This window comes from Shewanella eurypsychrophilus (genome assembly GCF_007004545.3).
GTDB lineage: Bacteria > Pseudomonadota > Gammaproteobacteria > Enterobacterales > Shewanellaceae > Shewanella > Shewanella eurypsychrophilus.
Genome location: NZ_CP045503.2, coordinates 465,212 through 485,895 on the forward strand (window position 1 = coordinate 465,212; position 20,684 = coordinate 485,895).

The window sequence follows — 20,684 nt, forward strand, 5'->3', positions numbered from 1 at the left end:
TTAATGTGGGTAATGGGTTTGTTTTCCTTAGATAAGAGTGTGATCTGATTCAAACTTTTGTAAAGCTATAGTATAATAACTCCCAGAAAAAAGGGACGAGTCTGCAGGACTGTTAGCTTTCACATTCAGTAAGTGCAGTTTCGTTGTTAGAACGCCAAACAAAGAGGAATGTTGCCGTGCTAGAAGCATATCGTAAACACGTCGCAGAGCGTGCTTCAGAGGGTGTAGTCCCTAAGCCATTAGATGCTCATCAAGTAGCCGAGCTAGTTGAATTAGTAAAGAACCCACCAGCAGGTGAAGAGGCATTTATCCTCAACCTGCTTGAAAACAGAATCCCACCAGGAGTAGATGAAGCCGCTTATGTTAAAGCGGGTTTCCTGGATGCTGTTGCTAAAGGTGAAGTGACCTCTTCAATACTGTCGTCGGCCCGTGCCGTTGAGCTACTTGGTACTATGCAAGGCGGTTACAACATCGAGCCTCTTATAGCTCAATTGGATGTTGCAGCCCAAGCACCTCTTGCTGTTAAAGCCTTATCAAAAACCTTATTGATGTTTGATTCATTCCACGATGTGGTTGAAAAAATGCAAGCGGGTAACGAGTTTGCTAAGCAAGTCGTTCATTCGTGGGCCGATGCAGAATGGTTCCTAAACCGCCCTAAGCTTGAAGATAAAATCTCGCTGACAGTATTTAAAGTCACTGGTGAAACAAACACTGATGATCTGTCGCCAGCTCCCGATGCCTGGTCTCGACCTGATATCCCATTGCATGCCTTAGCGATGTTGAAGAATGCTCGCGAAGGTATCGTGCCTGATGAAGCTGGTGCAGTCGGTCCAATTAAAGAAATTGAGCAGCTTAAGACTAAAGGTTTTCCATTAGTTTACGTTGGTGATGTTGTTGGTACTGGTTCTTCACGTAAGTCGGCAACTAACTCAGTCCTTTGGTTTATGGGCGATGATATCCCTAATGTACCAAACAAGCGCGGCGGTGGTTTCTGTCTAGGTGGCAAGATTGCACCTATCTTCTTCAACACTATGGAAGATGCTGGTGCACTGCCAATCGAGCTAGATGTTGACAAGATGGATATGGGTGATGTTATCGACATCTATCCATACCTAGGCGTAGTTAAGCGTCACGATAGCGATGAAGTTATCTCAGAGTTCAGCCTGAAAACTGCAGTGTTAATGGATGAAGTTCGTGCTGGTGGACGTATTCCACTGATCATTGGACGTGGTTTGACTGCTCGCGCTCGTGAAGTGCTTAAGCTTGACGATTCAACAGTCTTCGTTTTACCAAAAGATGTGGCCGATACTGGCAAAGGTTATACGCTTGCTCAGAAAATGGTGGGTAAAGCTTGTGGTGTTACCGGTATTCGTCCGGGCCAATACTGTGAGCCTAAGATGACCTCTGTCGGCTCCCAAGATACGACAGGTCCTATGACGCGTGATGAGCTAAAAGATCTTGCATGTCTTGGCTTCAGTGCAGACTTAACCATGCAGTCATTCTGTCACACCTCGGCATATCCAAAACCTGTCGATGTGAACACTCACCATACATTGCCTGATTTCATCATGAATCGTGGCGGCGTATCTCTACGTCCTGGCGATGGAGTTATCCATTCTTGGTTAAACCGTATGCTGCTGCCTGATACCGTAGGTACGGGTGGTGATTCACATACTCGTTTCCCTATTGGTATTTCATTCCCTGCAGGTTCAGGTCTTGTAGCATTTGCTGCCGCTACTGGTGTTATGCCACTTGATATGCCTGAATCTGTATTGGTTCGTTTTAAAGGTGAAATGCAACCAGGTATCACACTACGTGATCTAGTTCATTCAATTCCTCTTAAAGCGATCGATATGGGTCTACTCACCGTTGAGAAGAAAGGTAAAGTTAACTTCTTTTCTGGTCGCGTACTCGAAATTGAAGGTTTGGAAAGCTTGAAGGTTGAGCAAGCATTTGAATTGTCTGACGCCTCAGCTGAGCGTAGTGCTGCTGGTTGTAGCATTAAACTCGATAAAGAACCGATCATCGAATACTTAAACTCTAATATCGTCATGTTGAAGTGGATGATTGCCGAAGGCTATGGCGATCGTCGTACTATAGAGCGTCGTATTACAGCGATGCAAGAGTGGTTAGCAAATCCAGAGTTGCTGGAAGCAGATACTGATGCTGAATATGCTGCTGTGATTGAAATCGACTTGAATGATATTAAAGAGCCTATTCTTTGTGCGCCAAACGATCCTGATGATGCGGTACTACTATCAGACGTTAAGGACACTAAGATTGACGAAGTCTTCGTCGGTTCTTGTATGACTAACATTGGTCACTTCCGTGCCACGGGTAAGATGCTGGATAAGTTTGCTACTACCTTGCCGACACGCCTGTGGATCGCGCCACCGACTAAGATGGATCGTGATCAGCTAACTGAAGAAGGTTATTACGCTATCTTCGGTCGTGTAGGGGCTCGTGTTGAAACCCCTGGCTGCTCTTTATGTATGGGTAATCAGGCGCGTGTTGCTGATGGTGTTACTGTGGTATCAACCTCCACACGTAACTTCCCTAACCGTCTAGGTACCGGCGCTAATGTTTACTTAGCTTCCGCTGAGCTTGCATCTGTAGCAGCGCTACTGGGTCGTTTACCATCGGCTGACGAATATCAGACGTATGCGAAAGAGTTAGATGCTACTGCAGCTGATACTTACCGCTATCTGAACTTCGATCAAATTGCATCATATACCGAAAAAGCAGGCGAAGTTATCTTCCAGTCTGCGGTATAAGCTAGGTACTAGCTCAGTCCTCTTAAACTCTCAATGTGTATAGAGGACTCTGTTAGCTAGGCTGATTGGCTGTACGGTTTTAATGTATAAAAAAGGCGAGATTCAGTTAGATGAATCTCGCCTTTTTTCTAATTTTTTAGAGCCTAGAGCCTAGAGCCTAGAGCCTAGAACCAGATCACGAATGCTTAGCGTGTAAAACCTCTAATAACCTATCTTCCAGTTCGAAACGAGTTTCCATAGCATGACCTAGAGATGACAGATCTTTATCTAGCTGAAAGAGCACCTTATCATCTTTAGACTCAGTGTATTTATCGTTAAAATCTAATGCGGAATCAGTGGTTTCACTAATTCTTGGAACTAAGTTTTGTGCCAGGTTTTGGCTAGATAGCCCATTCTTTTCACAAGCGGTCACAACTCGATCGTATACTTCAAAATGTCCTTCAGACACATAGTCTACTAACAGATCACAAAATTCTTTGACTGTTTTTACTGCGGGTAATGATTTCTCTGTGGATTCATAAGGAGGGATACCGGCAATTTGGCAATAATTAACAAGAAGTTTACGGCGATTATTGAGCCAATGATCAATAAGAGTGTTCGAACCGCCCCATTTTTGTTCGGCTTTTTCTAGTTGTCTTAACATGATCTGTCCCGTTAATAAGTTCTTCCTTGACTTCTAATGTAGGTGACAAATAGGGTAATGATCAACCATTATTCGTTTATTTAAGCAGATAATCTGAAAAAGAGTAGGGGAGGTTTTGCATGCAAAATCTGTAGCTTGCTAGAATCTTGATATAGCTGAAAATAAAATGCCCAGCGATAGAAAGCTATCGCTGGGCGAGTAATGGTTTTACAGGCTCGATATGACGAGCTTCTTGATTGTTCTTGCTAGCGCAGACTTTTTATACCAAAGGCTGAAGAAGTGTGCAACTTTTTTCTGTCATATTGGGAACATTAACACTTATTTTTTGTCAGGGTATTTTACCTATATCCTGCTGTGATCGGACGTGTAGGGCATAATTCGGATATCTGAGGGTGTTTGTCACATAAATGCTCAGATTAAGGTTACTTTATTAACGTAAATGCTAAACTACCATCCCAAGCGGATATCATTATATGTTTAGGAATCAAGCCAAATGGCAGAATTAAAGAATGATCGTTATTTACGTGCTTTATTAAAGCAACCTGTCGACAGAACTCCTGTCTGGATGATGCGTCAAGCTGGTCGTTATCTTCCAGAATATAAAGCTACTCGAGCGGAAGCCGGTGACTTTATGTCTTTATGTAAAAATCAGGATCTTGCTTGCGAAGTGACATTACAGCCACTCCGTCGTTATGATTTAGATGCTGCGATCTTATTCTCTGATATTCTGACTATTCCTGATGCTATGGGTCTTGGTTTGTATTTTGAAACTGGCGAAGGCCCACGCTTCCAACGCCCAACTGATACTATCGACTCAATCAAGAAGCTATGTATTCCAGATCCGGAAGATGAGCTTGGTTATGTGATGCGTGCGGTTAGCACTATTCGTCGTGAACTTAAGGGTGAAGTGCCATTAATTGGTTTCTCTGGTTCTCCTTGGACACTTGCGACCTACATGGTTGAAGGCGGTTCAAGCAAGACGTTTGAAAAGATCAAGAAGATGGCATATGAAGAGCCAAAGACTCTGCACTTGCTGCTTGATAAGCTTGCTGATTCAGTGATCTTGTACCTAAATGCTCAAGTGGCTAACGGTGCACAATCATTAATGATCTTCGATTCATGGGGTGGCGCACTTTCCCACCACGCATATCGCGAATTCTCATTACGTTACATGCAGAAAATTATTGATGGTTTGACTCGTCATGCAGACGGTCGTCAGGTTCCGGTTACCTTGTTTACCAAAGGTGGCGGTCTATGGTTAGAGTCTATGGCTGAAACAGGCTGTGACGCACTAGGCTTAGATTGGACTGTTGATATCGGTGATGCACGTCGTCGTGTTGGTCATAAAGTTGCTTTACAAGGTAACATGGACCCATCAGTACTCTATGCATCTCCTGAGCGTATCCATCAAGAAGTCGATCAAATTCTTGCTAGTTACGGTGAAGGTACCGGTCATGTATTTAACTTAGGCCATGGTATTCACCAACATGTAGATCCTGAGCATGCAGGCGCTTTCATTAACTCAGTACATGAGTTATCGGCTAAATATCATAAGTAATTTTTATTGCTTTTAATCGCAATAAAGCCAAAAGACTCGCCTAGATGGTGGGTCTTTTTTGTTTATATCTTTTCTAATTCAATCTGAAAGCAGCTGCCTTCGCCTGGCGTGCTGTTGATGTCGATATTGCATTGCAATAGTGTCAGTAATTGCCTCACGATAGCGAGCCCAACACCTAACTGAGGTAGTGCATCATTACGTTTAAAGCTAGGTTTACTGCGTAGCTGTTGCAGCGCCTGTAATTCATGCTTATGCATCCCAGAACCGTTATCAGAGACACTTAACCAGATGTGATCACTCTGCTGTTGAGCTTCTGTTGGCGCGCTTATCACTTTAATGCTTACTACACCACCTGATGGTGTATATCTGATTGCGTTATCCACTAGATTAGACAAAATGCGTAGCAGTAACTGCGGGTCGGTGAGCACAGATAATTCAAGGTTAAGATCAAAATCCAATTGTACTTTTTGGGTATCTGCTCGTGGTGTAAAGTAGAGCTTTAATTCTTGTAACAGTAAGCTTAATTCCGTTTCTTTTACATCAGGTTCTATTTGGCCATTTTCCAGTGCAGCAAGCTCAAGCATTTGACTGAGAAGTTGCTGTATATAATTTCCAGATTTGGCTGCCACTTCGATAAGATCGCTACTGCGCTCATTCGTAGGTAACAGTAGCCAGGTATCTATGTAGCCTTGTAAAGAGGTTAGCGGCGTCTTCAGATCATGAGACAGATGTAGCATGAAGTCATGTCTGGCCTGTTGCTGACGATTTATGGCTTGGTGTTGTTCGCTGATTTTGTTGAGTAAGCGCTTAATGTGATGACTTAATTGACGTACTTCTAGACTGCCCCGGTAATCATGGGACAAGCTTAAGCCCTCATCGAGTTTTTGTGATTCTACTAAACGTAGATCTTTCTCAAGCTTTGACAGCGGAGAGGTAAGATATCTGGCTAGCAAGGCAAACAAAATCAAGGAAAAAACCATGACTCCTAAGAGCATGCCTCCCCATATTCGAGGTGCCTGGTGCTCGCTAACAAGAGACTGCCACATATCAAAGTCTTCGCCACCTATGATGACGTATAGGTAGCCAGTTATCTTGCCTGATGTGTCTTTTAAATGAGTCGCAGAGAAAATCTTATTGCTGTGACTTGAACGTGGATCTATGCCTTTAATAGGGAGCTGTTCACCATGTATAAACGCTTCTATAGGCGGAGTCGCAATATGGCTACGTTTAATTTTTTCTTTGTTAGCGTCATAAGCGATGATCTGGCCCAGGGGATCTAAGGTATAAATCTCAAAACTTGGACCCAGTAACATAAAGTCATGGAAGGCCTCCTTTAAGGCGGCATCTGATGTTATCCCTTGAGAAAGCAAAGGGTTAATATGAGCCATATGTAAAGCGAGCTCTTTATGTAAGGACTGTTGCACCTGATCACGGTTAAAATCTTGGCTAAATTGAAACCATTGCCAAATTGTCAGAATTAAAATGAAAGCAATCAGGCTTGCCGATATAAGCAATCGGCTAAATAAACTTTTCATAACTTAGCTCTTTATTGTGTCGCTTATCTCTGGCTGGTTTAGTAGTTCAGTGGCTGAGGCGGTGGTGAAAATTTATATCCGACTCCCCACACCGTTTTGACCAGTTCAGTAGATGAAGAACTGTGAGATAACTTAGCTCTGAGGCGGTTGATATGGCTATTTACAGTATGTTCATAGCCAGTGTATGAGTAGCCCCAAACGGCTTCCAAGAGTTGCATTCGGCTAAACACCCGTTTTGGATGCTGGGCCATAAAAAGTAGCAAATCGAACTCTCTAGCCGTGAGATCTAAACTTGTATCGAATGCTATGACTTCTCGGGTATTACAGTTTATCGTGATGCCGTTAAAATCCAGCTGTGATTCTTGTTTCGCTTCTTGTTGGGCTTCCATTTGATGGCTGCGCCTAAGCAGGGCTTTTACACGTGCCCTTAGTTCTAAGACACTAAAAGGCTTAGTGAGATAGTCATCTGCACCGGCTTCCAATCCGAGCACGATATCGGCTTCAGAATCCTTAGCGGTTAACATCATGCAGGGGACCATTTGGCCTGACTCCCTAAGTTGCTGACAAAGCATTATTCCGTCACCATCAGGTAACATTCGATCGATAAGGATGAGATCGAATTGCTGTTGCTCTATGGCTTCTCTTGCATGCTTTAGTGTTGTGCTGTGAGTGACACCGTAATTAAGCGTATTGAGATTAAGGATTATTAAATTGGCCAGATCAGGTTCATCTTCCACGATCAAAATTTGCTGGCTGTAGTTACCACCAAATATCTTTTGTGCTGCGTTCATCTTGAGTCACCTAAAGCAGATCCGTAAATCAATAGACCCGCTTTGGTGAGCTTTTATTTCATACAAATTGATAACAATGACTATCTCAATCGTTCGATTGAGATGGCGAGCACAGGGTTATCGAAACGATGAGACGCCGACAGTACCGAGCTGCTTAAGCCATCGTCGCTGCTAATCACGCCTGAATGGGCATAAACTCTATCTACATCATCTCGGATGGGATTAAAGCCCTCTCCTCCGTCCGCTGGGCCTGGAATGGTCCCCTTAGCTTCAGAGTTTGCTTCTGTGCCGGCATCGTAGGCGATAGAGCTAAACTTTTTAATCATGTTAACTTCAAGCCCAGCCAGTGAAAAGCTGTTGACTCCAGCGAAGGCATCGTTAGTGTTGACCAGCATGGTGAGCAGGCTAAACGATGAGCTCTCACTGTCCGTTAGGGTTAAATCAAAGCTTTGCTTCATTCCTGGCGCGAGTGCAGCTTCTCCTGTCACGAGAGCATCCACGCCATCTAGGTTAGCAAACCCTGCACTATCTCCAGATTCAGCGAGTGTTTCTAAGGTCAAATTGGCAGCTTCGCCTGTGACCCAAGGTGTAAAGCGTGTTTGATGTGTGATTAAAGCCATGGGTGACATCGGCTGATTGGCTGTTAAGTTAGTGACTGTTACTCGATAATCCTGAGTTGGATTAGGCGCTGGCTCAGGCTCAGGTGTAGGCATTGAGCCTGTGTCATTATCTGAACACGCACTCAAAGTCAGCAGAGATGTCAGCGCAATTGAGAGAAATATTTTATTGTGAGCCATTGGTTTGATATTACTCATAGTGCCCCCTATTTAACTTCTACAACGACTCTGGCGACTGGATTCAACCATCTATGAATACGGCTATCGAGATCGCTCATACCGCCAGCGACATCAGTATCGCCTAAGACTCCAGGGTGAATATGGACGTTCAAATTATTGCTTGAATCCAACACGCCAGTACCATTCGCTCCACCATCACCGCCAGGTGCTGCTGGGATCCCCGGTGTGCCAGGCATGCCACCACCATTGATTATTTCATCATTTGCTTCAGTTCCAGCATCGTAAGCATTAAGGTTTATAGTGTAAGTCCCCGGTTGAGTTGGAATTTCCCATGCATCTAACCCTATAAACGCATCATTGGTAGGCAACACCATGGCGACAATTGATAGGTGGGTCATTGTTTGGGTATCTAACATTATCCCACTGGTTTTAGCGCCAGCGGCTAAAAGTCCCATGGCTGGGTTTTCCACTGTGATTTCGTTGTTGCCCATAGCTGCTGATGCTAAATCGCTGATGTCTCCACCTTCAGCCATTTTTTGTAATGCTGGTGTTGCCATCTCTCCTGACTGGAAAAGGTGACTGGCGTTATCATGTGCAGTGATCAAGATGGGAGTGAAATGATTGCCATGGGTCAAGTTAGTGATGCTTATCTCTAATTCAGCAGCTGAAACCGGAATGCTCATTATGCTGCCGAGAATGAAGAGGCGACTTATGTGACTTAGATTCATTGTGTATCTCCTTGATAGCGAATCGATTGGATATACATTGATTCTGACAAGGTAATGTCACTAGGTTGTCTCGGATAAATCACAAGTTAAGTAAAAAAGTATCACGAAAGTATCACGTCTCAATTTTGTGATCTGTTGTCGATAATTCAATTTTATTACTGGGGCTAATGCGCCAAGTCAATACAAGTGATTGCGAATAAATGCACTCTATTGCCTACTTTAGCAACGAGCAAAGCCGAACGGGTTTTCTCTGCGCTGTAAATGGGTTACTTTGCATGCCAAAGTTATGGAAGCGCTATCAAGTCTAGTGAGTTCCGCTGTTAATTTTTAAGATATAGCGCTGCGAGATAACATGCATATTGGCAAAAAACTGATCATCTTTGTTGTAGGTTGCTGTATACCTGCGGTGATAGCAGTCTCTTACTGTTTAAACATGTGGTTCGATCATCGAATTGAGTCATTGAAGCAAAGTACTGAGCAGACTGAGCTGGTTAAGATTAGCGCTCAGTTAGTTAAAGATATTGAACAGCTTGAGCTGTTGGCCTATGTTTATGCTTTGCCTCTTTCGGAGCTGAGTCCACTCAAAAGAGTCGCTATTGATGAAGCATGGCGAACCAGTAAAATTTCTAAGCATCTTAGTCTCTTCTATCTAAATGAAGGGGATTTACAGCCATTTTCACCTCTCTATGATGACATCATGTCGTTCGAGCTTGAGTCTATTCCTGACGATTTGTTACATGCCGTTGATGTGCAATCCGGCGTGTATATCAATAAGGGAGTAAGCTATATCGTTAGTTTGCTGCCAATCGAGCAGGGGAGAGCGATTTTAATGGTTCGCCGGCTCACAGCCGATTACTTATCGACTTATGGTTTGCAAGGGTTAGTTGATGATATTGAAATCAATGATGGACCGGTGTTAGTGCAAGGCAATAGTGTGAAAGATATATCACTAATAGCTTTGCCAAGCTTTATTAAAGATAAGCCCGTACATCTTGAGGTCATCTTCTCTGAAGATGCATTTAGTCATGTGCAGCTAAAATATGATCTGGTGTCTATTGGTATCGTTTGTATCGGTATCTTGATGCTTATTCTTGGTTATATCTGGCTTAACCTTGGCTTGATAAGACCCTTCCATCGCCTTATGAAACAGTTAGCTGAGATAGACCCTACGGCAAAATCATACACACCTTTAATCGGCAGTGGTTGTTCTGAACTCGTTGTCATGGCTGATAGTATCAACACCTTATTAGCAAGGGTTTTTCAACAAAAAGAGCGTGCAAAAACGACATTAGAGTCGATCGCCGAAGCCGTTATTCTGACGGATACAGGAGCTAAAGTTGTCTACCTAAATCCACAAGCAGAGCGTTTGCTTAGGGTCAATAGTTCGGCTGCGATTGGAGTGAGCCTTGAATCACTGCTAAAGACAGGAAGTAGCCTCAATGATGAACTGTTTAAGTTTATGCAAAGTAGGGCTGAAACTCCGGTTTTGAATAAGCTTAAGCTGACATCTGATTCGACCCGTATTATGGAGCGTAGCATCAGTAACTTGCTCAATCATCAGCAAGAGGTGATGGGTACTGTCATCGTACTTAGGGATATTACTCAGGAAGAACTTCTTAAGCGTAAGTTAAGGCAAAGGGCCAATTTTGATTCTATTACTAGTCTACTCAACCGCCGCGCTTTTGATGAACGATTAGAACAATTCAGCCATGAAGCACAATCGATAGCTATCTGTTATTTCGATCTCGAACAATTCAAGTTAATCAATGATTCGTGCGGTCACGCTGCAGGCGATAGGATGCTTGCCATGGTGGCTAAGGCGATGCAGTCATGCCTATCCCCCGATGAGATGTTGGCGAGGTTAGGTGGTGATGAATTTGGCTTGGCCATAAGAGATCATAGCGCGCTTGAAGTCGCACAGTTAGTCAAACGCGTCATTACCAGCGTGTCTATGCAGGTACTCAAAGATAAAGCATGCCATTATAAAGTCGGTGTGAGTGCGGGTGTAGCGATTGCCAGGGCGCCTTATATCTGTGCCAAAGAGCTGGTTAAAGATGCCGATATTGCGTGTATTGCTGCAAAGCGCAAAGGCAGTAATCAAGTTCATTTTTATGATGACAAAGATAAAGAGCTGAAACACCAACGCAATGCGCCCATGTGGGCGGTTAGAATTGGTCAGGCGCTCGAACATAATGAACTCTTACTCTACTATCAACCGATAAAAGGGATGGGAGCTGGAGAGCATAGGCAGCGTATGGAGATTTTGTTACGCATCCAGGAGCCGAATGGACGAATATTAGCACCGGCACAATTTATTGAGGCTGCTGAACGGTTTAAGTTGATGACTGATGTGGATAAAGAGGTGATTAGAAAAACATTCCTTTGGTTGTCTATGCATGAGGAGCTTTGGGGAGATCACTGTATTTCGATCAATTTGTCGGGCAATAGCCTAGGCGCTGAAGGTATGGTGGATTATATCGCTGAGCAATATGAACGATTTGCCATCCCTAGTGAGTGTATCTGCTTCGAGATCACTGAAACCAGTGCAATTCAAAATAGAAACCGCGCCATGGATATGATCAATCACCTCAGACAGCTTGGCTTCTCATTTGCGCTAGATGATTTCGGCAGTGGATTTGCCTCTTATGGTTATCTCAAGGAGTTGCCAGTGGATTATGTGAAAATTGATGGCTGCTTCGTTAAAAACCTAGCGACTAATGCAAAAGACTTTGCCATCGTAAAATCTATTCATGATGTCTGTGAGGTCATGGGAATTCAGACTGTTGCTGAGTTTGTTGAAAATCAAGATATCATAGATAAGTTGGAAGGCATTGGGATTAATTATGCCCAAGGTTATGCGATTGGCCGTCCGCAGCCCTTATCGAGTTATGTACCTGTTGAGCGTATATCACAGCGCTTAACTGCGTAAACCTAGACTGAAATGGTTAATCTTGACCATCAAGATATAATGAAGTTTAATCTGAAAGGTGTGTGATTAAATATATGTTATATAGTTAATATACTCATCATTATTCAAGGAATGAATATGGAAGGCTTGACTGATAAAGTTGTTGTGATCACTGGTGCATCTGAAGGGATTGGACGTGCACTGGCTCTTGCTATGGCGCCGTTAGGTTGTAAATTAGCACTTAGCGCTAGAAATGAATCCAGATTACGTTCATTGGCTCATGAAGTCTCCAGTCAGGGTCATGAACCTTTAGTTTTCTCCGCAGATGTCACCAGTAGAAATCAATGTGAAGAGTTAATCGAAACCTGCATCGAACATTTCGGCCGACTCGATATCCTTATCAATAATGCCGGCTTGACCATGTGGTCTAAATTTGATGACTTGATAGATCTCGATATTTTAGAGCAAATCATGAAAGTTAACTATTTAGGTCCAGCCTATCTCACTCATGCTGCACTACCAGAACTTAAGAAGAACCAAGGCCAGATTGTTATCGTCTCCTCTGTTGCAGGGCTTACTGGTGTGCCTACACATTCAGGTTACTCAGCCTCTAAGCATGCCGTCATCGGTTTCTTTGATTCATTGAGAATCGAGCTGGCAGAAGATAATGTCGCTGTCACAACGATATGCCCTGACTTTGTTACTTCTGAAATCCATAAGCGTGCGCTTGATAGTCAAGGTCAACCAGTGGGCTTATCTCTTATAAAGGGTGCTAAAGTTCTCACGGCTGAAGAGTGCGCTAAGATGATGGTGCCAGTGATCTCAAGCCGAGGAAGGTTACTGATCACTTCGATGAGAGGCAGAGTGGGCCGATTATTGAAACTGTTTGCTCCATGTTTCATAGATAACATTGCTCGAAGAGCGATAGCGTCTAGGTATTAGGCTCTTATAATCATTCCACAAAAAAAACCTCAGATTGAGGTTTTTTTACTTTTAAGAGGCTATCGCTCGAGTGCTAGCTCTCTCTCGAGATGGCGCGATACGCAATATCGGTACGGAAGTAAACATCATCCCAGTGGATGCTATCAACGAGTCCGTAAGCTGCTTGTTGCGCTTGGGTGACGGTATTACCTAATGCTGTGGCACATAATACGCGGCCGCCATTGGTGACAACATGGCCATCTTTCATACAGGTACCAGCATGGAAAATTTTGGCATCATTGTTACCCAGATCTAAGCCAGCGATTACATCATGCTTGCGATAAGCTTCTGGATAGCCACCGGCAGCAAGTACAACGCCAACGGCTGCACGAGTGTCAAACTCGGCAGTGACCTTATCCAATTCACCACGAGTAGAGGCTAGGCAAAGCTCAACCAGGTCTGATTTTAAACGCATCATGATAGGTTGAGTCTCTGGATCGCCGAAGCGGCAGTTGTACTCAAGCACTTTTGCGCTACCGTCAGGGGAGATCATCAAGCCGGCATAAAGAAAACCTGTATAAACATTACCTTCGGCGGCCATACCATCGACGGTTGGACGGATCACATTGTTAATGGTCCAATCATGTACAGCCTGAGTCACTACTGGTGCAGGAGAGTATGCGCCCATGCCACCCGTGTTAGGACCATTATCGCCGTTATCACGAGCCTTATGATCTTGGCTGGTGGCCATGGCAAGAATATTCTTACCATCAACCATGACGATAAAGCTAGCTTCTTCGCCTTTTAGGAACTCTTCGACAACCACGCGAGAACCGGCTTCACCAAACTTATTACCTTCTAGCATATCTTCGATAGCGGCATCGGCTTGAGCCTGATCTTCGGCGATAATCACGCCTTTACCCGCCGCTAAACCATCGGCCTTGATTACGATAGGGAAGCCAGTGCTTGCTGTCATCTCAATGACATAGGCCTTAGCCGGTGTAATTTCGGTGAAGTTTGAGTAAGCTGCCGTAGGAATATTGTGACGCGCTAAGAAATCTTTGGTGAAGGCCTTAGATGATTCTAGCTGAGCCGCCCCCTTAGTTGGGCCAAAGATGGCTAGCTTTGCTTCATTGAAAGCATCGACAACACCTAATGCCAAAGGCACTTCAGGACCAACTATGGTGAGCTCAATGTTCTTATCTTGGGCAAAGGCGACAAGAGCCGAAATATCTTCGACATTTATGGCTACATTTTCCAATTTTGGTTCAATTGAGGTGCCGGCATTACCAGGAGCCACAAAGACAGTGTCGACTTGTGCTGACTGGGCTGCTTTCCATGCCAATGCATGTTCACGACCGCCACCACCAATTACTAATACATTCATCTTTTTATCCTTTATAGCTTAACCACTTTTCCTATCTCCGCGTCGATCTTGCTCATGTGTGCTTACACACTGCGCGAGCTCTCCTTGATCTAGAAAAAGTGGCTTTACTCTAAATATTAAAAATTATTCTTTTTGCTAGAACCTAGAACCTAGAACCTAGAACCTAGAACCTAGAACCTAGAACCTAGAACCTAGAACCTAGAACCTAGAACCTGCTAGTAACCAGGCCTAGAACTAGAGCCTTCTTATCAATTAATGACGGAAGTGACGCATTCCGGTGAATACCATGGCCATGCCATGTTCGTCGGCTGCGGCAATGATCTCTTCATCGCGAATCGAACCACCCGGCTGTATGATACAGCTGATGCCAGCAGCAGCTGCTGCATCGATACCGTCACGGAATGGGAAGAATGCATCAGATGCCATCACTGAATCTTGTACTTCCAAGCCTTCATCAGCGGCCTTGATGCCAGCAACTTTCGCACTGTATACACGACTCATCTGGCCTGCGCCTACACCGATAGTCATGCTGTTCTTGGCATAAACGATAGCATTAGACTTAACGAACTTAGCCACTTTCCAGCAGAACATAAGATCTTTCATTTCGGCTTCGGTTGGCTGACGCTTACTGACAACTTTCACCTCATCGATTGCTACCATGCCTTGGTCGCGATCTTGTAGAAGCAGTCCACCATTGACACGTTTGTAATCCATACTCGTAGTCTTAGAGCCCCATTCACCACATTCAAGTAGACGAACATTCGCTTTAGCGGCAATGGCGTCACGAGCAGCTTGGCTGACTTTTGGTGCGATGATCACTTCGACAAACTGACGTTCAACAATCGCGCTGGCGGTCTTCTCATCTAATTCACCGTTGAAGGCGATGATGCCACCAAAGGCCGAAGTTGGATCTGTTTGATAAGCGCGGTTATAGGCATCGAGTAGATCGCTACCGACAGCAACGCCACATGGATTAGCGTGCTTAACGATGACACAAGCCGGCTCGCTGAACTCTTTCACACATTCAAGAGCAGAATCTGTATCGGCGATGTTGTTGTAAGACAGTGCCTTACCTTGAAGCTGTATAGCGCTAGCAACAGAGGCTTCATCAATATTAATATCGACATAGAAAGCCGCCTTTTGGTGACTGTTTTCACCATAACGCAGGTCTTGCTTCTTAATGAGCTGAGTGTTGAAAGTTCTAGGGAACTTAGAGTCTGCAGGACACTCATCTTTACTCTTACCTTGAGAGTGCGCTGGAACCATAGTGCCGAAGTAGTTAGCTATCATGCCATCATAAGCAGCGGTATGCTCAAAGGCGGCAATCGCTAAGTCGAAGCGAGTTTCGAGGGTAGTGCTACCATCATTGTCATTCATCTCTTTGATCACACGATTGTAATCATGAGTGTTAACTATGATAGTGGTATCTTTATGGTTCTTTGCTGTAGAGCGAACCATAGTCGGGCCACCGATATCGATATTCTCGACGGCGTCAGCCAAGGTACAACCTTCTTTGGCAACGGTCTCTGCAAATGGATATAGATTAACCGCAACGAGGTCGATTGGCTTGATATTGTTTTGTTCCATGACAAGCTCATCGATACCGCGGCGCGCCAAGATGCCACCGTGCACTTTCGGGTGCAAGGTTTTGACACGACCATCCATAATCTCTGGATGTCCGGTATGATCCGAAACTTCAATGACAGGCACACCGTTGTCTGCCAGCAGGCGGGCGGTGCCACCAGTAGATAGCAGTTCTACGCCTTGAGCATGTAATGCTTTTGCAAACTCAAGGATTCCGGTTTTATCTGAAACGCTTAACAGCGCGCGACGAATGGGTCTGGCATTATTCATTTTGGGTACAGTGTCCAGTAGTTATTTTTAAGGATCTTTCGGAAAACAGAAAAAACATCAAGATGTTATTTATATCTGCTTTCCAAAAGTCCCTCAATTCTAGCTGCTTTAGTGAGCCCCTATTCATAGCGCGCACATTTTACCGTAAAACCTCTATCTAGGGTGTTTTTTTCTGCGCGATTTCACAATACGCACAGCAGAACAAGCACAGGTCATAAATAAGTCGCATAATAACCCTTGACCTTAGATTTAACTCCAAGGTTTATACTGCCTATCAATTAGCTGAAAACGGGCTACGGAGCCGAAATATGTATCGAATTGGAGAGTTGGCTAAACAGTGCGAAGTGAAAGCGGACACATTACGATTTTATGAAAAACATGGCCTGCTAGCACCGTCGTCTCGTACTGAGTCTGGCTATAGAATTTATACAGAAAAGGATGCAGAAAGGCTGCGTTTTATTCTGCGGGCTAAGGCAGTAGGTTTTACCTTAGCCGAGATAATCGAATTACTCTCGATTGAGTTAGATAAGTCGAACTGGGCTTGCGCCGATGTCAAAGGTTTAGTCGACAGTAAACTTAAGCATGTGAATGACAAAATTGCAGAGCTTAAACACTTTCAAGTTTCGTTAGAGCGTTTATCTCAGGCGTGCTGCGGTGGTCCAGAAAGTGCTGAGCATTGCTCAATACTGGAAGCGTTAGAGACTAATACTGATAAAATTAAATGTGAAAATCATGGCCATCACCATGATGATTCTCAGTACACAAAAAAATGTCAAAGTAAGGGTTAGGTATGTTGTTAGCAAATTTTATTGACCTATTTTTAGACTCGGCGCCATGGTTGTTGCTGGGCTTATTTTTAGCTGGAATGCTAAAGATGTTTGTTCCTATGGCTTGGATGCAGAAGCAACTCGGTGGTCATGGCTTTAAGACAACGGTGAAGGCTGCTGTATTAGGCGCGCCCCTGCCGCTATGTTCATGTGGAGTGATTCCGGCAGCGGTAGGCTTGAGACGCTCAGGCGCCTCTAAGGCTGCCACGACGTCTTTTTTAGTCTCGACTCCGGAAACTGGCATTGATTCAGTGGCGGTATCTTATGTGTTACTCGGCCCTTTTATGGCCATAGTAAGACCCATAGCGGCTGTCATTAGTGCGATTGTTGCTGGACTCTTGGTGGGGCGAGATGAGAAAGATGAGCCTGTCTCAGCCGAACATAAATCGACAGTGATAGCTGACGAAGCAGCTACATCTTGTTGCAGCAGTAAAAGTGACAAGGTTGAGGTTAAAAAGCAGAGCTCATGTTGCTCTTCTAACTCTGCTGTTAAGCAAGAGATGAAAGCGAAGCCTGTTGTCACAATGACACCAATGACAGCAGGTGATAGCCTGATGGCAGCGCCTATTTCGAGTCTTGCGCCTGTAGGTGAAGTTAAAGCCAGTGCTTGTTGTAGCAGCAAGGCTAAAGTTGAGCTTAAGGCTGAAACAAACAAAGAAACGAATAGTGCATGCTGTAGCTCAACAAAGAGCGATACAGTTAAAGATGGTGATGAAAGTTGCTGCGAGTCGACCAAGGACATTGCCACTGAACTCAAAGGTACTTCAGTTATTAGCCGCATCGGCAAGGGCTTGCATTTTGCTGCGACTGATCTAGTGCGCGATATCACCATCTGGTTGTTGATTGGCTTGTTCTTCGCGGCATTGGTGCAGACTTATGTACCAGCAGATTTTATGGCGAAGTGGGGCGATGGTATTCTAGCCATGTTAGTGATGGTGGTTATCTCTGTGCCTATGTATATTTGTGCGACGGCATCGACACCTATAGCAGCCGGTCTATTGTTGGCTGGGGTATCACCCGGAGCAGTGCTGGTTTTCATGTTGGCGGGTCCGGCGACTAACATAGCCACACTCGGTGTGGTGACTAAAGAGTTGGGTAAGCGTGCTTTATTGGGTTATTTAGGTGGCGTGCTCGGAGTCGCTCTAGTTTCTGGCATCATAGTGAACTATCTAGTAGCAACTTTTGGTTTCGTGGTTATGCCTCAAGTTGGCGAAAATCATAATCTGCTGCCTGACGCTATCGTCTATAGCTCAGGGATCTTGCTAGCCATTCTTATGGCGAAAGTCATGCTGGATAAACTGCCTAAGAATTGGTGGCGCAGAGATTGTTGCTCATAGAGTAATACCAATCGGTAGCAGGCTTAGACTTTAGCTTGACTCAGTCATTATATTCAATCATTAAACCAGCCTAGTTGCTGGTTTTTTATTGAGTAAATCATTAATACTGTGTTTACAGTAAACATGTGTTTATCTATATGTTTAGTAAGGGTTTTAATTTTATTTTAATCTTCGCCTCAGTGTACGTTAATAGTAACGTTTGTTCTTAAAACGCCGTTAGTTTTCTTGAAATTCATCAGTTTGTTTTTATCAGGTTACTTTGTGAATTCATTTCATTGCCTGCATTGTTACCTGTTTGATTTTTAGCCTTGATTGTCATGACTTAGGTCTAGTTATCGTCTAATACCTCAAAAGTAGTAAGGCTTTTTTTATATCGTATGACTTGGGGAGTAAAAGATCTGCATATAAAAAAATGATGAATTAGGAGTGGCGATGAAAGACTTTAATAAGCGCTATCTAGCGTTGATAGTTGCAGGGGCTATGGGTCTATCTGCATGTGGTAGTGATGGTAAAGATGGTTCGGACGGTGAAGATGGCAAACCAACTCCACCGCCAACAGTTGAAGCATCAACCGTGACTAACGTTGAGATGATTGCTCACACGTTAGAAGAAGGCTTGGTGAAATTTGAGTTTGAAATAACCGATGAAGAAGGCCAATTAATATCGGGTCTCGTAAAAGCCAGTGCAGAAGTTGCAGAGCTTACAGAGAAAGGCATTGGTCGTAGTCGAGATGATTTCGAAGGAACCATTTTAGGCGGTAGTGCGAACGAAGCAACAGAAGGCGCAACGTTAACTGAAGTAGAGCCTGGTCGGTATGAGTTTGTCGCACCAATGGCTTCAGTCAGTGCTGGTACTGAGGGTTTGATCCGTCTAGCTGTCGGCGGCGGAGAGAGCATTGCTAAGTCTCGCTATATCGTTGTAGCGAAGAGTGAAAGCATACATACCACATCCACGGCGACATGCCAAAGCTGTCACGTGGACTTCTTAGCTTCTTCTATAAAGCATTCGAGCTATACGGCAATAAATCCAGAAGGTTCGACTGACTTAGTCGCTGGTTGTATGGCATGTCACGGAAATATTGCTCGTGATGATGGCGGTTATGCCCGTAACACCATGCAGAAGATTGGACATATCAATCATCAGGAATTTGAAAAAGATTTTGCACCATCAAACTGTTATTCCTGTCATGCAGAGCCGATTGAAAAAGTGTATTCACAGCAGACTTGTATTGATTGTCATGATACTGCCAATGTGGAAACTACGGCATTAGCTGCGACGTTCAACGCCTTTAATGAAGGTACTGATATGCGTCTTTTCCATAAAGAAGTAATGGAAAAGAAAGCGGTTCATGAAGAACATAGCGTCTCAATGACAGCGGTTTATAACAATGCCACCGGCGAGTTCTGTACTGATATTTCTTTATTGAAGGGTGAAGAGCTGCTCAATCTAGAAACATTAACAGCAGATGGCTCAGTTTCATATGTTGGTGCTTACCTCCATGGTTATCATAACGAGTCTGTCGTTGGCCGTGCAGCACGTACCAGCACAATATCTTATGATGCCAACGGCACTGCAAGTGTCTGTTTTGCTACATTGGATGAAGTGTTCCCTGAAACAATTGCAAGTTCACGCGTTACCTTTAACTTTGGTGCCGATGCGGGTTATGACGGGGTGACGCTACATGGTTACTCAGATGGCCTAGGTGGAACGGAATATGATCGTCGTGTATCTGTAACGGCTGATAGTTGCACAACTTGTCATACCAATGGTTCTAACTATCACAAGAACGGTAGTTACAATGATGGTGGTTTAGGTTGTATTGCATGTCATAACAATGGCCAAGATCGTAGTGCTAAGAACTCTGCACCAGGCTTTGGACCTATGGTTCATAGCATGCACTGGGGTGTAGGTAATACTGCAACCGATCCAGATGGTGAAGCAAACTCAGCCGCTAAGTTAAATGCTGAAAATTGTGTGGCTTGTCATGCTGAAGGCATAGACCTAAACGCGATTCCAAATCAGTATATTCTGTCTAAAGCCTATAACTCGGGTGATTCTGGTGTGATGACTAGCCCAATAACGGCTAACTGTTTTGCTTGTCACAATGATGATTCTGCTAAGAACCACATGCTTCAGCAAGGTGGTGAAATCAATGCTGAGAAATTAGAAGACTGGTACACACTGCCAACTGCTGAGTCTTGTGCAACTTGTCATGCCGAAGGTAAGTCATACGGTATCGATAAGTTCCACGTTTTTGACCGTGCGTTATAAGTAAGAGCTGCTGATTATCATTTAGCAGAGGTTGGGTTACCGCTTAGCTTTAGCAGTAAACGGGGATGGGAAATGGCTACCCTGCAGGCTGTCACTTCCATCCCCACTCTCAAGATAAAACTCACTGATTAGCCAAAAGGCCCTTAGGGGCCTTTTTTGTTGTCTGCACTTTACAGATCCGTCTGTTTCTTCGCTTGAATATATTGCTCGCCTAATGTAAATGACTCGTTTTTTAGCCAATTATGCGCTAGCTTGCTAGTTACCCGCAAAATGCTGACCCAGGCGATAGTGTGTGTCTGACTCAATGTTGGCAGCGTGAAGTACATGGATTTTAACGATCTTTTTCGATGACA

The 20,684-nt window shown here is 44.2% G+C and carries 14 protein-coding genes; 7 read left to right on the forward strand and 7 right to left on the reverse strand.

From position 1 onward, the window contains the following. The first annotated feature begins 176 nt into the window (after positions 1-176). Positions 177-2,774, forward strand: a complete 2,598-nt coding sequence (gene acnB, locus FM038_RS01985) for a bifunctional aconitate hydratase 2/2-methylisocitrate dehydratase (protein ID WP_142871712.1) — start codon at positions 177-179, stop codon at positions 2,772-2,774. 175 nt (positions 2,775-2,949) lie between these two features. Here the strand turns inward: acnB and rsd are convergent, their stop codons facing one another. After that, positions 2,950-3,417, reverse strand: coding sequence for a sigma D regulator (gene rsd, locus FM038_RS01990; RefSeq protein WP_142871713.1), 468 nt, complete (start codon positions 3,415-3,417; stop codon positions 2,950-2,952). A gap of 493 nt (positions 3,418-3,910) precedes the next feature. Between rsd and hemE the strand changes: the two genes are divergently transcribed. Further along, complete coding sequence (gene hemE, locus FM038_RS01995; protein WP_142871714.1) at positions 3,911-4,975, forward strand: uroporphyrinogen decarboxylase; 1,065 nt, start codon at positions 3,911-3,913, stop codon at positions 4,973-4,975. Positions 4,976-5,037: 62 nt separating this feature from the next. Here the strand turns inward: hemE and FM038_RS02000 are convergent, their stop codons facing one another. The 4 genes from FM038_RS02000 to FM038_RS02015 all read right to left on the reverse strand — a co-directional run bounded on the left by FM038_RS02000 (position 5,038) and on the right by FM038_RS02015 (position 8,826). Then, a complete protein-coding gene (locus FM038_RS02000; RefSeq protein ID WP_142871715.1) occupies positions 5,038-6,510 on the reverse strand; it encodes a sensor histidine kinase in 1,473 nt (490 codons plus the stop codon). Between the two features lie 38 nt (positions 6,511-6,548). After that, entirely contained in the window at positions 6,549-7,301 is a 753-nt protein-coding gene (locus FM038_RS02005) for a response regulator transcription factor (protein ID WP_142871716.1), read from the reverse strand. Between the two features lie 80 nt (positions 7,302-7,381). Continuing rightward, on the reverse strand, positions 7,382-8,116 hold the full coding sequence (locus FM038_RS02010; RefSeq protein WP_142871717.1) for a spondin domain-containing protein: 735 nt from the start codon (positions 8,114-8,116) through the stop codon (positions 7,382-7,384). An 8-nt stretch (positions 8,117-8,124) separates the two neighbouring features. After that, on the reverse strand, positions 8,125-8,826 hold the full coding sequence (locus tag FM038_RS02015; protein ID WP_142871718.1) for a spondin domain-containing protein: 702 nt from the start codon (positions 8,824-8,826) through the stop codon (positions 8,125-8,127). 352 nt (positions 8,827-9,178) lie between these two features. On the opposite strand from FM038_RS02015, the gene FM038_RS02020 reads away from it, so the two are divergent. Beyond that, positions 9,179-11,755 (forward strand): putative bifunctional diguanylate cyclase/phosphodiesterase, encoded by a 2,577-nt coding sequence (locus FM038_RS02020; protein WP_142871719.1) that lies wholly within the window; start codon positions 9,179-9,181, stop codon positions 11,753-11,755. A 117-nt stretch (positions 11,756-11,872) separates the two neighbouring features. Continuing rightward, positions 11,873-12,676: an SDR family oxidoreductase gene (locus FM038_RS02025; protein WP_142871720.1), complete on the forward strand. Its 804-nt coding sequence runs from the start codon at positions 11,873-11,875 to the stop codon at positions 12,674-12,676. 73 nt (positions 12,677-12,749) lie between these two features. On the opposite strand, the gene purD is transcribed toward FM038_RS02025, so the two are convergent. Next, positions 12,750-14,042 carry a phosphoribosylamine--glycine ligase gene (gene purD, locus FM038_RS02030; protein WP_142871721.1) on the reverse strand — a complete coding sequence of 431 codons (1,293 nt, stop codon included), beginning with the start codon at positions 14,040-14,042 and terminating at the stop codon, positions 12,750-12,752. Between the two features lie 252 nt (positions 14,043-14,294). After that, complete coding sequence (purH, locus tag FM038_RS02035; protein WP_142871722.1) at positions 14,295-15,896, reverse strand: bifunctional phosphoribosylaminoimidazolecarboxamide formyltransferase/IMP cyclohydrolase; 1,602 nt, start codon at positions 15,894-15,896, stop codon at positions 14,295-14,297. 308 nt (positions 15,897-16,204) lie between these two features. Between purH and zntR the strand changes: the two genes are divergently transcribed. The 3 genes from zntR to FM038_RS02050 all read left to right on the forward strand — a co-directional run bounded on the left by zntR (position 16,205) and on the right by FM038_RS02050 (position 20,331). Beyond that, entirely contained in the window at positions 16,205-16,684 is a 480-nt protein-coding gene (zntR, locus tag FM038_RS02040; RefSeq protein WP_142871723.1) for a Zn(2+)-responsive transcriptional regulator, read from the forward strand. Positions 16,685-16,686: 2 nt separating this feature from the next. Then, complete coding sequence (locus FM038_RS02045) at positions 16,687-18,060, forward strand: SO_0444 family Cu/Zn efflux transporter (protein WP_142871724.1); 1,374 nt, start codon at positions 16,687-16,689, stop codon at positions 18,058-18,060. Positions 18,061-18,492: 432 nt separating this feature from the next. Then, complete coding sequence (locus FM038_RS02050; RefSeq protein ID WP_142871725.1) at positions 18,493-20,331, forward strand: multiheme c-type cytochrome; 1,839 nt, start codon at positions 18,493-18,495, stop codon at positions 20,329-20,331. The last annotated feature ends 353 nt before the right edge of the window (positions 20,332-20,684 follow it).

Bases quoted from the DNA above. Each gene is read 5' to 3' on its own strand.
- rsd (WP_142871713.1), bottom strand. From the start codon at position 3,417: ATGTTAAGACAACTAGAAAAAGCCGAACAAAAATGGGGCGGTTCGAAC.
- hemE (WP_142871714.1), top strand. From the start codon at position 3,911: ATGGCAGAATTAAAGAATGATCGTTATTTACGTGCTTTATTAAAGCAA.
- FM038_RS02000 (WP_142871715.1), bottom strand. From the start codon at position 6,510: ATGAAAAGTTTATTTAGCCGATTGCTTATATCGGCAAGCCTGATTGCT.
- FM038_RS02005 (WP_142871716.1), bottom strand. From the start codon at position 7,301: ATGAACGCAGCACAAAAGATATTTGGTGGTAACTACAGCCAGCAAATT.
- FM038_RS02010 (WP_142871717.1), bottom strand. From the start codon at position 8,116: ATGAGTAATATCAAACCAATGGCTCACAATAAAATATTTCTCTCAATT.
- FM038_RS02015 (WP_142871718.1), bottom strand. From the start codon at position 8,826: ATGAATCTAAGTCACATAAGTCGCCTCTTCATTCTCGGCAGCATAATG.
- FM038_RS02020 (WP_142871719.1), top strand. From the start codon at position 9,179: ATGCATATTGGCAAAAAACTGATCATCTTTGTTGTAGGTTGCTGTATA.
- FM038_RS02025 (WP_142871720.1), top strand. From the start codon at position 11,873: ATGGAAGGCTTGACTGATAAAGTTGTTGTGATCACTGGTGCATCTGAA.
- purD (WP_142871721.1), bottom strand. From the start codon at position 14,042: ATGAATGTATTAGTAATTGGTGGTGGCGGTCGTGAACATGCATTGGCA.
- purH (WP_142871722.1), bottom strand. From the start codon at position 15,896: ATGAATAATGCCAGACCCATTCGTCGCGCGCTGTTAAGCGTTTCAGAT.
- zntR (WP_142871723.1), top strand. From the start codon at position 16,205: ATGTATCGAATTGGAGAGTTGGCTAAACAGTGCGAAGTGAAAGCGGAC.
- FM038_RS02045 (WP_142871724.1), top strand. From the start codon at position 16,687: ATGTTGTTAGCAAATTTTATTGACCTATTTTTAGACTCGGCGCCATGG.
- FM038_RS02050 (WP_142871725.1), top strand. From the start codon at position 18,493: ATGAAAGACTTTAATAAGCGCTATCTAGCGTTGATAGTTGCAGGGGCT.